General features: G+C 38.4%; 14 protein-coding genes. 7 read left to right on the forward strand and 7 right to left on the reverse strand.

All coding sequences use genetic code 11. From position 1 onward, the window contains the following. The first annotated feature begins 19 nt into the window (after positions 1-19). From AACV00_RS12310 to AACV00_RS12325, 4 genes are all read left to right on the forward strand, one after another. Entirely contained in the window at positions 20-1,129 is a 1,110-nt protein-coding gene (locus AACV00_RS12310) for an ATP-binding protein (protein WP_004252202.1), read from the forward strand. 100 nt (positions 1,130-1,229) lie between these two features. After that, entirely contained in the window at positions 1,230-3,812 is a 2,583-nt protein-coding gene (locus AACV00_RS12315) for a DUF5682 family protein (protein WP_161680310.1), read from the forward strand. Next, positions 3,799-4,950, forward strand: a complete 1,152-nt coding sequence (locus AACV00_RS12320) for a VWA domain-containing protein (RefSeq protein ID WP_017827817.1) — start codon at positions 3,799-3,801, stop codon at positions 4,948-4,950. The genes AACV00_RS12315 and AACV00_RS12320 overlap by 14 nt, the downstream gene beginning before the upstream one ends. After that, complete coding sequence (locus AACV00_RS12325; protein WP_161680312.1) at positions 4,947-7,022, forward strand: SWIM zinc finger family protein; 2,076 nt, start codon at positions 4,947-4,949, stop codon at positions 7,020-7,022. Before AACV00_RS12320 ends, AACV00_RS12325 begins: the two co-directional genes overlap by 4 nt. Positions 7,023-7,102: 80 nt before the next feature. On the opposite strand, the gene AACV00_RS12330 is transcribed toward AACV00_RS12325, so the two are convergent. The 7 genes from AACV00_RS12330 to seqA form a co-directional block, all read right to left on the reverse strand. Then, positions 7,103-7,846 carry a type 2 GTP cyclohydrolase I gene (locus AACV00_RS12330; RefSeq protein WP_004247540.1) on the reverse strand — a complete coding sequence of 248 codons (744 nt, stop codon included), beginning with the start codon at positions 7,844-7,846 and terminating at the stop codon, positions 7,103-7,105. A 223-nt stretch (positions 7,847-8,069) separates the two neighbouring features. Beyond that, complete coding sequence (locus tag AACV00_RS12335; RefSeq protein WP_004247539.1) at positions 8,070-8,276, reverse strand: YbfA family protein; 207 nt, start codon at positions 8,274-8,276, stop codon at positions 8,070-8,072. A gap of 308 nt (positions 8,277-8,584) precedes the next feature. Further along, positions 8,585-8,869, reverse strand: coding sequence for a NadS family protein (gene nadS / locus AACV00_RS12340; RefSeq protein WP_004247538.1), 285 nt, complete (start codon positions 8,867-8,869; stop codon positions 8,585-8,587). Between the two features lies 1 nt (position 8,870). Then, positions 8,871-9,203, reverse strand: coding sequence for a type II toxin-antitoxin system RelE/ParE family toxin (locus tag AACV00_RS12345; protein ID WP_104459334.1), 333 nt, complete (start codon positions 9,201-9,203; stop codon positions 8,871-8,873). Positions 9,204-9,351: 148 nt separating this feature from the next. After that, positions 9,352-9,834 carry a YehS family protein gene (locus AACV00_RS12350; RefSeq protein ID WP_104459333.1) on the reverse strand — a complete coding sequence of 161 codons (483 nt, stop codon included), beginning with the start codon at positions 9,832-9,834 and terminating at the stop codon, positions 9,352-9,354. A gap of 156 nt (positions 9,835-9,990) precedes the next feature. Beyond that, positions 9,991-11,634: a phosphoglucomutase (alpha-D-glucose-1,6-bisphosphate-dependent) gene (gene pgm, locus AACV00_RS12355; RefSeq protein WP_036919970.1), complete on the reverse strand. Its 1,644-nt coding sequence runs from the start codon at positions 11,632-11,634 to the stop codon at positions 9,991-9,993. A gap of 74 nt (positions 11,635-11,708) precedes the next feature. Further along, on the reverse strand, positions 11,709-12,260 hold the full coding sequence (gene seqA / locus AACV00_RS12360; RefSeq protein WP_004244392.1) for a replication initiation negative regulator SeqA: 552 nt from the start codon (positions 12,258-12,260) through the stop codon (positions 11,709-11,711). A 464-nt stretch (positions 12,261-12,724) separates the two neighbouring features. On the opposite strand from seqA, the gene ybfF reads away from it, so the two are divergent. The 3 genes from ybfF (at position 12,725) to fldA (ending at position 14,694) form a co-directional block, all read left to right on the forward strand. Further along, on the forward strand, positions 12,725-13,510 hold the full coding sequence (gene ybfF, locus AACV00_RS12365) for an esterase (protein ID WP_036894445.1): 786 nt from the start codon (positions 12,725-12,727) through the stop codon (positions 13,508-13,510). A gap of 198 nt (positions 13,511-13,708) precedes the next feature. Further along, positions 13,709-14,008: a LexA regulated protein gene (gene ybfE, locus AACV00_RS12370; protein WP_004244385.1), complete on the forward strand. Its 300-nt coding sequence runs from the start codon at positions 13,709-13,711 to the stop codon at positions 14,006-14,008. A 158-nt stretch (positions 14,009-14,166) separates the two neighbouring features. Beyond that, entirely contained in the window at positions 14,167-14,694 is a 528-nt protein-coding gene (gene fldA, locus AACV00_RS12375) for a flavodoxin FldA (RefSeq protein WP_004244384.1), read from the forward strand. Positions 14,695-14,851 lie beyond the last annotated feature (157 nt).

The raw sequence follows: 14,851 nt of genomic DNA on the forward strand, positions 1-14,851 counted from the left end.
GGGATAATTAGGAAAGAATATGGCTAAAAAAGCACCCAAAGAACAACAAGCAATTAGGGAAAGTGCTGAGGTTCGATTTGCTGAAGAATTAGAACGCTTAACAAAAGCGGATGCTAATAATCCGAAGCCCCAAGGATGGCTTCGCTCTCCTCGAGCTGTGCGCCAATTTATTTTAGGTGATGATACTTTAGGTATCACACCTAAGTTTTTCGGTGATGATGCCTTAGTTGATCGTGCAATTGTTACATTATTAGGCAAACAGGGCTTAATGCTGGTTGGTGAGCCAGGTACAGCAAAATCAATGCTCTCAGAACTTTTTGCGGCTGCTATCAGTGGTGATTCAGGATTAACCATCCAAGGTACTGCAGGGACGACAGAAGATCATATCAAATACTCATGGAACTATGCGTTACTATTAGCAGAAGGCCCAACAGAACGAGCATTAGTCGGCTCACCGATTTATCAAGGCATGTTACAAGGTAAAATTGTTCGTTTTGAAGAGATAACTCGCTGCCCTCCTGAAATTCAAGATGTACTGGTTTCTTTAATGTCCGAAAAGCAGTTAATGATCCCTGAAATGGGCGACGGTGCGCGTATTAGTGCAAAACCCGGATTTAACTTGATTGGTACCGCAAACTTGCGTGACCGAGGTGTACATGAGATGTCTGCCGCATTAAAGCGACGTTTTAATTTTGAAACAGTAAAACCTATTCGTGATCCAGCTTTTGAAATCAGTTTGATCCAATCACAGCTTGAAAATGAGTTAGGTACTTTAGCGACAGAAATCACCGTCCCTATGGATGTGGTGGAATTACTGGTTACCACATTCCAAGAATTACGTTCAGGTAATACGCAAGATGGTGGCAATATCAAAACACCTGATGCGGTTATGTCAACAGCAGAAGCCGTAAATATCGCTTATGCTTGTGCGTTAGAAGCGCATTATTTAGGTGATGGCGTGATGAATGCCGGTGCGATTGCACGTCAATTAATCGGCGTTGTATTAAAAGATAATCCTGATGATATTAAGCGTATTCGTTATTACATGGACAACGTCGCCAGAGAAAGGGCCAGAAATAGTAAAGAGTGGAAAGCGTTCTTTGATGCGTCAAAAGACTTTTGGCAATAAAACGTAAAGAGCCATAGCGAGACATTAAAGTCTATTTATTTATCTATTAAAGGCAGAGTTAACTTACTCTGCTTTTTCACCCAAAAAAGGGATCAACACGGTGACGCTACCTTCAATATCTTTACCAACAAGAATTGACCAAGCCCGACTGAAATGGATATCGTTACAGCAACAACATCTCTATTTTGCCCCTGTACGCCACCATAGCCCAGCTTGTGCTTATGCAGTTTTATCATTAATTGATTCTGTAAAACCTGATTATATCTTAATTGAAGGTCCGGATACCTTTAATTCGCTTATTCCTAGCCTAACGGATAAAGATACTCTCCCTCCTGTTGCTATTATGGGGCAAGCCGAATATTGTCATCATAATAGTAGCCTAGAAGAGCGTGAAAAATCGCTACACTCTGCCTATTTCCCATTTTGTGAATATTCCCCTGAGTGGCAAGCTTTGCGAGGTGGTTTACGTATCAATGCAACAACACGTTTTATCGATTTACCTTGGGCTGCTCAAGTCAATAACGAAGAGTATAGCGATCTACAAAGCCGTAGCTTACAAAAAGAACGTTATTTAGCCCATAGCCAATTTATTGCACAATTAGCTAAACAATGTCATTGCCGTGATCATGATGATGTTTGGGAGCATCTTTTTGAGTTACGCAGTATTGAGGCATTAGCAGATTGGCAAACTCTGTTTAATGACATTTTTATTTGGTGTGCACTTGCACGCCTTGACTATGAACCTGAAGTACTTGCATCTGAGGGCTCTTCACAACGTGAAGCACATATGCTCACTCATATTAAAACCATCAAACAGCATGAGCCTAATGCCAAAATATTAATCGTCACGGGGGGAGCCCACACCCTTGCGCTAATCGAAGGCTTAGCTTCTTCACAACCCCACTCTTTCGCTATTTCTAGCTCAGAACAAAAGCACTTTACTAAAATGCAAAAAATGGGCGAAAAAGAGCAAGCTTGGCTTATTCGCTATAGCTTTGACAGATTAGATGCACTTAATGGCTATGCATCTGGTATGCCATCTCCGGCTTTTTACCAACAAGCTTGGCAAAGCTTAATGCAACAACATCATGATAAATTAGAAAACAATGATGCGGCAAAACAGCCAACGCAAGTTTATCGCAATAAAATGGGCATCGCCTTTTTAAGCTCAGTGGCTCAGACTATCAGAGAAAAACAATTTGATAATCCCCCCAGTTATTTAACCGTAAAACTAGCAGCCGAGCAGAGTTTACGCCTCGCTTTACTAAGAGAGCACACTGGTATGGGGCGTTATGATTTGCTTGATGGGTTACAAAGCGCCTTTATTAAAGGCAGTTTAGATGACAGTCAAAACGAATTATGGGACGAAATCAAAACCTGTTTTTCAGGTTATCTATTAGGACAAATTCCATTAGGTACAGCAACGCCCCCTTTAGTCAATGAAACCTATGAACGCGCCAAAGCATTTCGCTTTAAACTTGATGATACATTAGCAAAAACTACAAAATGTGATGTTTATCGTAACCCCCAACATCGCTTAAGAAGTCGTTTTTTACATTTATTGGCATTTTTAGAAATCCATTTTGCCCACCGTGTCAATGGACCTGATTTTCTTTCTGGTCACCAGTTAGATCTATTATTTGAAGAATGGCAATATGCATGGACCCCCAATGTTGAAGGTGAACTGATTTCATTATCAGAAAAAGGCTCTCAACTTGAAACTATCGCCTTAAATAAACTGTTAGCAATGGAAAAACAGCTTGCAGAACAAGGACAAAGTCGTTCAAGCCAAAGTGCGGTCACTTTGTTAATTCAAGCGGCATTAATTGGGCTCCACCAGCGTATCCCTACGCTATTTAAACTGCTAGATAGCTATATTCAGCAAGATTTTCGCCTTGAGTCATTAACACAATGTGGACATAAATTGATCCATTTATGGCGAGGTCGTCAATATCTTGATATTACCGATGAGCTGACATTGGAAAATAGGCTACATCAAGTGATCCCTCAAGCCTTCTTTTGCTTAGAGCAATTGGCTCAAGGTGATGAGCAACAACAAGAAAGCAATCTGCAAGCCCTACTCTCTTTACGTGAACTCATTGAGTTTATGCCATCACTGAATCATCAACATGATTATAAAAGTGATTTTTATCAGCAACTTAATCGCCTTGATGGACAATTAGATACCGTTCCTTTATTAAAAGGTGCGGTAGATGCGTTACGTTATCTGGGTTCATATATTGACGAAAAGACCTTAGCGGCCGTGTTAAATGCGACCTTTAGTACAGGCAGCTCTCCCGAACATGCCATTGGTTATTTTGTCGGTATAATGCGCACCGCACCAGAGCTAGTCATTCGCCTACCGTTGTTAGTCAATCACTTAAATAGCTTATTACAGCAATGGGATGAAGAACGCTTTATTCAGATTTTACCTGATCTGCGTTTTGCCTTTAGCCAACTTAATCCCAAACAAAATGCAGAGCTTGCACAATATATTGCTAATGATATTGGTTTAGATACGCAAGCCTTATCACTATGGCAATCAGAATTTAGTGCCAAGCAAATGCTTGAAGCCACTAAACTCAATCAAAAATTGCAACAGCGCATTAAGACACAAGGCATGATTTCTTGGTTTGAGGCGAAGAAAACAGAGAAAGGAGACCATACTCATGGAGAAGCATGATGATATGCCTAAAGATAAAATACAACAAGCCAAACGCTGGCGCTTGATTTTAGGCCAATACGCTGATGATGCTTTAGGGCAAGCCACGTTTAATGCTGATGATCTTAAAATTGAACGTACACTCGATTTTCTTTATCGCCGTGAATATCAGCGCCGAGGATTACGTCAAGAGCGCGGCCGCCATGGCTCTCTCGATGCATCGCAACTTACTGCCGTAAACTGGCTAAATCAAGCTCGCAAACTTTTTCCCAATAGCACATTTGAACGTATGCAATCACAAGCGATTGAACGTTATCAAATCAGTAGCTTTCTTAAAGATCCCAATACGCTAAAAGCCATGGAGCCGACGAAAGCGTTAGCTAAAACACTATTAAGCTTACGCGGACGAATGAGCGAAGAAACGCGAGATGCAGTAAAAACCATTATTCGTAAAGTGGTTGAAGATATTTTGCGTCAAATTCGTAATAACTTTCGCCAATCATTAACCGGTCGTCGTAATCGCTTTAGACGCTCGTTAGTGCCAAATAGTCGTAACTTTGATTGGCGTGCCACTATTGCCGCCAATTTAAAACATTACGATACCCAAAATCGTCGTTTAGTGATTGAAACCCCTTACTTTAATTCACGAATGCAACAGCATTTTCCATGGGATGTAATTCTCTGTGTTGACCAAAGTGCATCAATGTCTAGTTCCATTATGTATGCAGCAGTGTGTGCGAGTATTTTAGCCTCATTACCTGCTGTTAATGTCTCCTTAATCGTTTTTGATACTCAAGTTGTCGATTTATCACACTTAGCCGACGATCCCGTTGAAGTATTAATGACAGTCCAATTGGGAGGAGGTACGGATATTGCTAGTGCCATGCAATATTGCGAAAGCTTAGTTAACAACCCTAAACGTACTGTTATTTCGCTTATCAGTGACTTTGAAGAAGGGGGATCATTAACCCGATTATTAGATTGCACACAACGTCTCAATAGCCAACAAGTTAAGTTATTAGGACTGGCAGCACTAGATGATGAGGCTCAACCGGTCTATGACTCAACTATCGCACAAAAACTCGCCGATAGAGGTATGCAAGTTGCAGCTTTAACCCCAGAACATTTCGCACAGTGGCTAGCAGAGGTAATGCAATGAGTTGGCAGACCGTTTATTTTCATTATGATGAAGATGCGCTTACCGTCTTTGCTAATGCCGGATTATTAAGACGCGCAAGAAAAGATGTTGATAACGAAAAAGTCTCTGTTACTGATGCAAATACAGGGCAATTTAGCAGTGATGGGCAAAAAGTCGTTTTACATGAAGCAGGCATTCAGCAAGCCAGTTGTGATTGTTCCGCATCAGGTTGTTGCAAACATATTTTAGCCGCCATTTTATGGTTACAAGCCAACAACAATTCGACTGATGATATTAATACTGATAATCCCATTGAAACATCAGCAGAAAAAATTATAGCACCTGTTGAAACGCCGCCTTTATTACCCTCTTTATTTACGCTTGATCCCGAGTTACTCATCAAAAAAGCAGGTAAACCCGCCTGTCGGACTGCAATTAACTTAATTGAACAATGGGAAGATAAAACTTTAGTTCTAGAAGACACAGGAACCCAGCTAAAAATCCAACTCCCTGATGTTGATGAACCGGTCATTTTCTTACAAGCAAGTGGTTACGATGGCATGTTATCCCCTTTTTCTAGCTCTCAGAAAAAAGCTTTTCATCTTGCGATTGTCGCGAAAATATTTGAGCAAAATACACAGCCTTGGACGTGGCCTGAAGATTTAATTCCCTTAAAATCTTCAAAACGCCCACTGAATGATGAAGAAATTGCCCTTATTAATACTATTGAACAATTTATTGATGATCTATTACGTCAAGGGCTATCACACATTAGTTTAAGTAGCGCAACGCAATTACATTTACTTAATATGTCTGCTCGTGCCGAGGGTTTACCTCGTTTAGCCTCTTATTTACGAACATTAAGTACTCAAGTCAAACGGTTAGCAGAAAGACATTTCACTATGGATGAAAGCAATGTCTTACGTCTATTAGCTCATATCTCAGCCTATCTTTTCCAGCTATCTTATGCGACACCTGAACAATTAAAAACATTACGAGGACAACTTCGCCGTCAATATGATGATAAAAAAACCAGTCTCGCGCTTATTCCTATTGATGCACATTGGTGGACAGCACAAAGTGGCGCATTAGGCACAACTTTTACTTTCTGGGATAAAGAAGCAAAACAATTTTTACAAGCGACACAAGCTCGCCCTAATCAACTTGATACCCTATTTAATCGCTATAGTGTTTGGCATAGTTTATCGTTATGGAAACAAACTGCAGATAAGCTCATGCGCCGACCTTTCTTATTACAAGCGCCACGTGTTTCTGATGAAGGGAAACTGGCCACTATTGGCGATAGCTTTGCGCAAAATCAAACCGATTTTCTTGATGTCACAGATTATCATCAACTACAAACAGAATTAGGTATTCATAACTGGCAAGATTTACCCGATTATTTTACGGATCAACCAGAAGGATTTCTTTCCCCTCTGGTTTTACATATCAAAAGCTATAATCCCTTAATTTGGCATGAAGTAGAGCAGTGTGTTATTTGGGAAGTGGTAGATAATAATGGAAATTCGGCCTTTTTGCGCCTTTATTGGGAAGGCGAAACGCAAAATAATTTAGAAGAATTACGTTTTCTCACTAAACGAGAATTAGAAATCGTTGCGATCACCGTGCAACCTGTTCGACGTGATTTCAATATCGATTTATTACCCACCACCATTTGGATCAAAACAGAGCAAGGCATTGAAATGTTTTATCTCGATTTTGACCAATTTCCACGTAAGAAAAAACAGTCTGGTTTTATTAGTCATATTCAAGAATATATGGCTAAACGTAAGCGACAAACGGCAATGCATCACAGTGAACCTACCCTTGCACAAAAATTTTGTCGCCCCATTTTATCCGTATTGGAAGCCCAAGCATGTACAGGGCGAGAACAACTTTCTGCAATGCAAAAAGAGCAATTAGAGAGAAGCAAACAAATTGCTGACGATTTAGGTATGACATTAATAGCTAACCAATTAACTCGTTATCTCGCTTTAACTGCTCGTGACTCTCAAGCTTTATTACAGTTAATTTGGCTATGTGATAATCTGCAACAATTACAAAGCCCGTTACCCATTCAACTTAATGAATAAATTTCAAGGTTGTTGTTAAATAAAAAGCTATCTCACTTAGTTAATAAGAGAGATAGCTTATAGAATAGCAATAACTGGGTTTAGGCAGGATTATCAATATCGACAAAAGTAACATCTAAATGGTGAGTTTGTGCTAACCATTCACCTAATGCTTTAATACCATAACGCTCGGTAGCATGATGCCCAGCAGCGAAAAAATGCACGCCCATTTCTCTTGCTATATGAATCGTCTGCTCTGAGACTTCTCCTGTTACAAATGCATCAACACCTTGCTCTGCCGCCTGTTGAATAAATCCTTGTCCTCCACCAGTACACCAAGCAATATGGCGAATAACATCTGGTGCATTGTCACCACAGTGAAGCACATTACGCTGTAAGGCTTTTTCGAGTCGTGTTTTTAATTCATTGGCTGTGACAGGTAGATCAAAAATCCCTTTCGGCACTAAAGGCTCGATCTCACCCTCAACTTTTACGCCCATTTTTAACGCTAATTGAGCGTTGTTACCTAAAATAGGATGGGCATCTAAAGGTAAGTGATAACCATATAGATTGAGATCATTACATAGTAGGGTTTTTAAGCGATTGCGTTTCATTGAACGGATAACAACTGGCTCATTCTTCCAAAAATAACCATGGTGAACTAATACAGCATCTGCATTTAAACGTACCGCTTCATCAAGTAAAGCTTGGCAAGCCGTTACTCCTGTCACTATTTTTTGAATATGAGGGCGCCCTTCTACTTGAAGACCATTAGGTGCGTAGTCGTGAAAATTCTCAATACTTAGCTTTTCATTAATAATTAATTCTAGATCAGTATTTTTCATATCCTGTTTCTCCTTGTTATCACGGCGCCACAGTGCATAGTGTACATATGTGATAAATAACAATAGATTAATTAGCACTTCTCAAAGTGAATAACCTTTATTGTAACTTAAAATAAGAGAATAAATAGAACAGTGAAAAATACACGTGATAACACGTTAAAAAGGGTTTGAAGAAGGGGAAAAAATAACGCCTGTTTCAACAGGCGTTAAATGGAATTTTCTGTTATTTATGGCTAGTTAATGCCATTTCTGATTTAGCTAACCAAACTGGCTTATTGCTTGTTTTAGACCATACACGATGTAAATAGCTATAAAACTGAGCGCGTTTAGGATGAAAAACCATAACAGGAAATGCCACAATACCTAGCGCTACCGCACCAGTACGACGGGCTAAAACATGTTTTTTAGTGTATTCGTTATAAGCTGGCATAGTGTTCTCCTGCATAAAATGAATTGATGCTGAAATTTTACCTCATTTGATGAAATTTTACTACTGATCAGACCACTTATTTTGTGCGAAAAATCACCTTTATTTTGCTTGTAGTGTAATTAAATTTCACAATAGAAATAAAAATGAAACAAAATTGAAACAAAAACAAAAAAACTATTAACAAAGCAAACTAATACTTTATTGAATTACGGTTATAGTAAATAATTTCGCGAGTGAATGATAAAAAAGAGAAAATCAGAGAATGAGATTTACTGCTAAACAAAATAAGTTTAGCAGTAAACAAGAAATTAGATATTGGCTAACTCTTTAAATAAATTAGGGTTTTTATAAATAGCAATAAGTACTTTCGCTGTAAGCCCTGTCGGATTACGTCTTTTTAATTCCCAACTTTTTACAGTATCGATACTTGTCCCTAATGCATGTGCAAATTCACTTTGTGAAACGTTAAGTTGCTCCCTAATCGCTTTTACATCAGCAACTTCAAACCGAGTCACTTTCGATGCTTTTTTATCGCCATTTTTAATTTCTACGGCTTCTTCTAAAGAGGCTTTTAGATCATTGAAGAAACTCATATCACCGTTCACCTTTAAGTTTTTTTGTTAGTTTTTTTAACTCAATCTTTTCTGAATCAGTTAAACTAATTTTTATTGTTTTTGGATACGCCATAACTAAATAGATAACTTCTTTAGTCGCTAAAAAATAAATAACTCTAGTCCCCCCACTTTTACCTTTGTTACCTATAGCCATTCTTATTTTGCGTAATCCACCTGTTCCTTTAATTAAGTCGCCTTTATCAGGTTTACTGATAAGTTCATTTTGAAGTATTCTTATTTCTTTATCTGTAGCCAATAGTTTGATTTGCTGAGTAAATATTGAGGTTTCAATAAATTCTATAGCATGACTCATTAAGTTCCCTTTCTAATCCATCATTTGAAAGTGTACAATGTACACCATCAAAATTCAAGATTAAATACGAGTTCTCATACTATAAAGAATTTTCTTGAAAAAATTCTTCTATTTCTATTAAGAGGGAATAATTTGAATTAAGACATATTTATTTCTTCACCGCTTTGCCTTTGCCACGTAAGGTTTCAGTTAACCCTTTCAGAAAGTATCTCACCAGTTGATCGCCACAGTTACGGTAGTTTTTATGTCCTGGCTTACGAAATATCGCGCTAAGTTCAGGCTTAGAAACGCGAAAATCCGCTAGTTCATAAATGTTAATCATATCCATGTCTTTTAATTCAAAGGCAACACGTAATTTCTTTAAAATAATATTGTTGGTTATCCGTTTTTCGACTTCTGGAGTAGGATATTTTTCACCTTTACCACGACGATAAAAGATAAGCCCATTTAAAAAATGTCCCAAGGCCATATCATCACACTCAACAAAGGCAGGATCATCGTCTTTTTTTAACCACTGATTGACTTGCTGTTTAGTCGCGGTGAAATCCGCCAGTTTCATTATATCAACAATATGACCATCGCTAAGATCTAACATATAACGCACACTGCGTAACACATAATTATTTTGCATTGATTATCCGCTCTTTATTCAATTCTAAATCAATCATCAATGATGGATATCAATGTTGTGATCTAAAAGTTATTATGATTAAAAAAATACACTCCACCTATAGGTAGAGTGTATTCTATTTGGTGATAAATAAATTATACGACTAAGTTATTTAGTTTATTGTTTACTGGCAAAAACATTATTAACAATTTCAATGGCTTCTTTTTCAATTAATTCGCGATGCTCAGAGCCACGGAAGCTTTCACAATAAATTTTGTACGCTTCTTCGGTTCCAGAAGGACGAGCGGCAAACCAACCATAATCGGTCATCACTTTTAAACCACCAATAGCAGCACCATTACCAGATGCGTGAGTTAAACGCGCAGTAATAGGATCACCTGCTAAGGTATTTGCGGTGACCATTTCTGGTGATAATCGTGACAACAACGCTTTTTGCTCATGAGTTGCAGATGCTTGTATACGATTATAGCTTGGAGAGCCAAAACGCTGCGCTAACTCGTTATAATGTTGTTGTGGATCTTTACCTGTTACCGCTTTTATTTCAGCAGCCAGTAAACATAAGATAATACCATCTTTATCTGTTGACCACGGTTTACCATTAAAACGTAAGAATGATGCCCCCGCACTCTCTTCACCACCAAAACCAAACTCGCCACTGAATAGACCTTGCACAAACCATTTAAAGCCGACAGGTACTTCAACAAGTTCACGACCTAAATCAGCCACGACTCGGTCAATCATCGCGCTAGAGACGAGTGTTTTACCCACTTTTACCTCATTTGACCACTGAGGACGATGGCGAAAAAGATAATTAATCGCTGCCGCTAAATAGTGGTTAGGATTCATCAAGCCCGAAGGAGTGACAATACCATGGCGATCGTAATCAGGGTCATTGGCGAAAGCTAAGTCAAATTTATCACGCAGTTGCAATAAACCTTCCATTGCCCAAGGTGATGAGCAATCCATACGGATCACACCATCATGATCTAATGTCATAAAGCGGAAAGTTTGATCCACCTGATCGTTTACCAACTCAAGATCAAGTTCGTAATATTCACCTATGCGTTTCCAGTATTCAATTCCTGAACCACCCAGTGGATCGACACCTAATTTCAAACCCGCTTTTTTAATTGCCTTCATATCAACAACGTCACCTAACGCTTTAACATAAGGCATAATTAAATCTTGCTCGTGGATATAACCACTCGCTAATGCATCATCATAAGAAAGACGTTTAACCCCCAATAAATTATTTTCCAATAATTCATTGGCACGTTTTTCAATCACAGAGGTTAAATCAGTATCAGCAGGCCCACCATTTGATGGATTGTATTTTATCCCTCCATCTTCTGGAGGATTATGTGATGGTGTAATGACGATACCATCAGCAATGTCTTGGTGCCCTTGATTGTAAGTTAAAATAGAGAAGGAAACGCTAGGCGTTGGGGTATAACCATTATTCTCTTGAATAATCACGTTAACTTTATTTGCAGCAAGCACTTCTAAAACCGAAATAAAAGCAGGCTCAGATAATGCATGGGTATCTTTACCTACATAGCAAGGCCCCGTTACACCATTATTAGCTCGGACTTCAGCAATAGCTTGAGCAATTGCTAGAATATGTGCTTCATTAAAGCTATGACGTTTGGCACTGCCTCGGTGACCCGATGTACCAAATTTCACACGATGAGCATTCTGATTTGCTTGCGGTTTTAGTGAATAATATTGTGCGGTTAATTGCGCTACATTAATCAGATCGCTTTGACGAGTATGTTGCCCAGCTCTTGAATGGATTGCCACAAATCTTCTCCTATTTTACATCACAATCATGCTTTAAACGAAAGCCTTTGCAATGCATCAATTAACAATAGTGTTTAGATAGTTCCACACACTTTATCAATCTCATTGGCAGGGAATTGCATATCCTGCATGATGCTTTGTACCATAGTTCTTTTACGCTCAGTATTTGAGTTGGTAATAACCCAAAATGGCGTACCGGGAATATGGCGAGGTTTTGTATGACGTCCACTGTCGAGCAATGTTTTTTCATCACCGGCAAAATAAATTCGCGTGCGTCCATGTACTGTTTCAGCAGATTGAGTAAAAGTAGCACTATCTAAGCTATATAATGTAGACAGGATCTGTAAAAAACGATCAACTGATTTTGTTTTCTCTGCATAACTATCAGATAACAGCAGTTCACGCATTTCACGGACCGGATTTTTTGCTGGTGCGACAGGCTTAAGATCAGCATCCTGTTTAACGACAGGCGCTTGTACTGACTCAGTGACAACGACTGGCTGTACGGGCTGTTTGGCATCAAGCTTCAATAGACGCCTTAAAATATCTGAAGCGCTTTCACCGATATGTCTAGTTTCGCTAGCGATATAGCGGTAAAGTTCGTCATCAATTTCTATCTTTTTCATTGCTACCCAGTACTATTTTCAAAAAAAAGTGACTAGGATTATAAGATATAATCTTTAAAAACAAAATAGGTAAAATTTCAATAACTTAAAGCGTATTCATTAAAGAATTAATCTTTTTAAACTTTAAGCTGGGTATTTATCCTATTGTTTCTATCTGTATCATCTTCTATTCTTTGAATTTATTGCCATAGAATAGAGTTGACATCTTCTTCAATGCCCTTTCACATCAGCAATTAAAATAATATAAAACTCTGACTTATCCTTATTGAGCTATATCAAAATTTTATTTTTTCCATTACATTTGGAATAATAATCTATATTATTCTATTTTCTCAGAATATAATAAATTAAACTATCTCTTGTTAGATTAACTTTATCTCATATTCCGAAAAAGACAACAAGTTGGCTAATATGATTGCACATGTCATCATAAGGAAAAAATAGACTTAATTTTGGTCATCAATATGAAACTCAATGCATTATTAAACTATCAAATACATCAACCAGAAACAGCAACGATAAACAATTTACCTATTGTGTTGATCCATGGGCTTTTTGGTGATCTCAATAATCTAGGCGTACTAGGTCGCGATCTACGTCAAGACCACACCGTGATACAAATTGATGTGCGCAACCATGGGCATTCTCCTCATAGTGAAAGTATGCACTATCACGATATGGCACAAGATGTATTAACCCTGCTTGATAGCTTAAATATCGCAAAAGCAATCGTTATAGGTCATTCAATGGGAGGGAAAATTGCAATGGCAATGACCGCTCTCGCACCTCTTCGCCTTGAACGTATCGTAGTTATTGATATGTCTCCTGTTGCTTATAATGTTCGTCGTCATGATAAAATTTTTGCAGCCCTTGAAGCTGTCACTAAAGCTCACGTCACACAACGTACAGAAGCTATTGCTATTATGCGCCCTTTTATTGAGGAAGACAGCGTTATCCAATTCCTGCTTAAATCATTTAAAAAAGGTGAATGGTTATTTAATTTACCCGCAATCAAACAGGATTACCCCGATATTATTGGTTGGCAAGAGGTGCCAGCTTGGCATCATCCTGTTTTGTTTATACGTGGTGGACTATCCCCATATATTTTAGATGAGTATCGCGATAATATTGCTCGCCAATTTCCACAAGCAACCGCCTTTGTTGTCGCCAATACAGGACATTGGGTGCATTCTGAAAAACCAGAAACAGTAATTAAGGCCATTCGTCGCTTCTTAGCCAAAACAGTATAATGTTCCTTTGTTGGTTATAAATCACCAGCAATACTATTTTATAGCGTACAATTATTGCTCTTAAATCTGTCATTGTTGATAAAAAGACCAAATGACAATAGGTTAAACACAGGAAGCAGTAGCGATACGCCGATATGTGGGGTATTATTGGGCGCTTCATATTGAGTCATTGGTATACGCCCTTTCACAGCAAAATTTATGGCAAAAGAACAAACTGATCGCACCACACTGGATTTGTTCGCAAATGAACGCAGACCTGGGCGACCTAAAACAAACCCGCTTTCTCGGGATGAACAGCTTAGAATTAATAAACGAAACCAATTACGACGCGATCGCGTCAATGGATTACGTCGGGTTGAGTTGAAATTAAATGAGGATGCTGTCAATGCGCTTAATGAGCTTGCGAGCGCAAAAAATGTCAGTCGTAGTGAGCTTATTGAAGAAATATTACTAGAACAACTCGCACAAACTTATGCGTTAAAAAAACATCAAAGCTAAAAAAATCAGCAGGAAAATCACACAAATTCGACAGAATTACCCTGCTCTTTTCGTCAAAATAGTGCTTTAGTTTTCAATTATGAAAACATGATGTTTATCTTTTACTGGTAATTGTTCAAAAATACAGACAAAGAGAATAAAAGAGGTTATCTCACTTTATGGCAATCATAGGAATATTCTTCGGCAGTGATACCGGCAACACTGAAAATATTGCCAAAATGCTTCAAGAAAGATTAGGCGCGGATAATGCCGAAGTTCATGATATCGCAAAATCCAGTCAAGAAGACATCGAAGCATTTGATATTCTATTACTAGGTATTCCTACCTGGTATTATGGTGAAGCACAATGCGATTGGGATGACTTTTTCCCAACATTAGAAGATATTGATTTCAACGGTAAACTTGTTGCTCTATTTGGTTGTGGTGACCAAGAAGACTATGCAGAATACTTCTGTGACGCAATGGGAACTATTCGTGATATCATTGAACCTCGTGGCGCAGTCATTGTGGGTCATTGGCCTACTGAAGGTTATCATTTTGAAGCATCTAAAGGTCTTGCTGATGATAATCACTTTATCGGCCTTGCGATTGATGAAGATCGCCAACCAGAATTAACTGAAGAGCGTGTTGACGCTTGGGTTGCTCAGATCAAAGAAGAGATGAGCCTTGACGAAATTCTGGGATAATATAAATTCTTAATATTGAGAATGATAATTATTCAATGGTGTGCTAAGATAGTGTGATAGGTGGGGTGTTTATTTTTTAATATCATGCCTATAATCATTAAGGTTATTAAATACCCTATGTATTAATGAATATATACAGTATTTTGTGAGCACATAT

The sequence above is a fragment of the Proteus sp. G3927 genome (assembly GCF_963894685.1).
Classification (GTDB): domain Bacteria; phylum Pseudomonadota; class Gammaproteobacteria; order Enterobacterales; family Enterobacteriaceae; genus Proteus; species Proteus mirabilis.

What these genes read in the sequence shown, in the direction of transcription:
- AACV00_RS12310 (WP_004252202.1), top strand. Translation starts at nt 20, where the DNA reads ATGGCTAAAAAAGCACCCAAAGAACAACAAGCAATTAGGGAAAGTGCT.
- AACV00_RS12320 (WP_017827817.1), top strand. Translation starts at nt 3,799, where the DNA reads ATGGAGAAGCATGATGATATGCCTAAAGATAAAATACAACAAGCCAAA.
- AACV00_RS12325 (WP_161680312.1), top strand. Translation starts at nt 4,947, where the DNA reads ATGAGTTGGCAGACCGTTTATTTTCATTATGATGAAGATGCGCTTACC.
- AACV00_RS12330 (WP_004247540.1), bottom strand. Translation starts at nt 7,846, where the DNA reads ATGAAAAATACTGATCTAGAATTAATTATTAATGAAAAGCTAAGTATT.
- AACV00_RS12335 (WP_004247539.1), bottom strand. Translation starts at nt 8,276, where the DNA reads ATGCCAGCTTATAACGAATACACTAAAAAACATGTTTTAGCCCGTCGT.
- nadS (WP_004247538.1), bottom strand. Translation starts at nt 8,869, where the DNA reads ATGAGTTTCTTCAATGATCTAAAAGCCTCTTTAGAAGAAGCCGTAGAA.
- AACV00_RS12345 (WP_104459334.1), bottom strand. Translation starts at nt 9,203, where the DNA reads ATGAGTCATGCTATAGAATTTATTGAAACCTCAATATTTACTCAGCAA.
- AACV00_RS12350 (WP_104459333.1), bottom strand. Translation starts at nt 9,834, where the DNA reads ATGCAAAATAATTATGTGTTACGCAGTGTGCGTTATATGTTAGATCTT.
- seqA (WP_004244392.1), bottom strand. Translation starts at nt 12,260, where the DNA reads ATGAAAAAGATAGAAATTGATGACGAACTTTACCGCTATATCGCTAGC.
- ybfF (WP_036894445.1), top strand. Translation starts at nt 12,725, where the DNA reads ATGAAACTCAATGCATTATTAAACTATCAAATACATCAACCAGAAACA.
- ybfE (WP_004244385.1), top strand. Translation starts at nt 13,709, where the DNA reads ATGGCAAAAGAACAAACTGATCGCACCACACTGGATTTGTTCGCAAAT.
- fldA (WP_004244384.1), top strand. Translation starts at nt 14,167, where the DNA reads ATGGCAATCATAGGAATATTCTTCGGCAGTGATACCGGCAACACTGAA.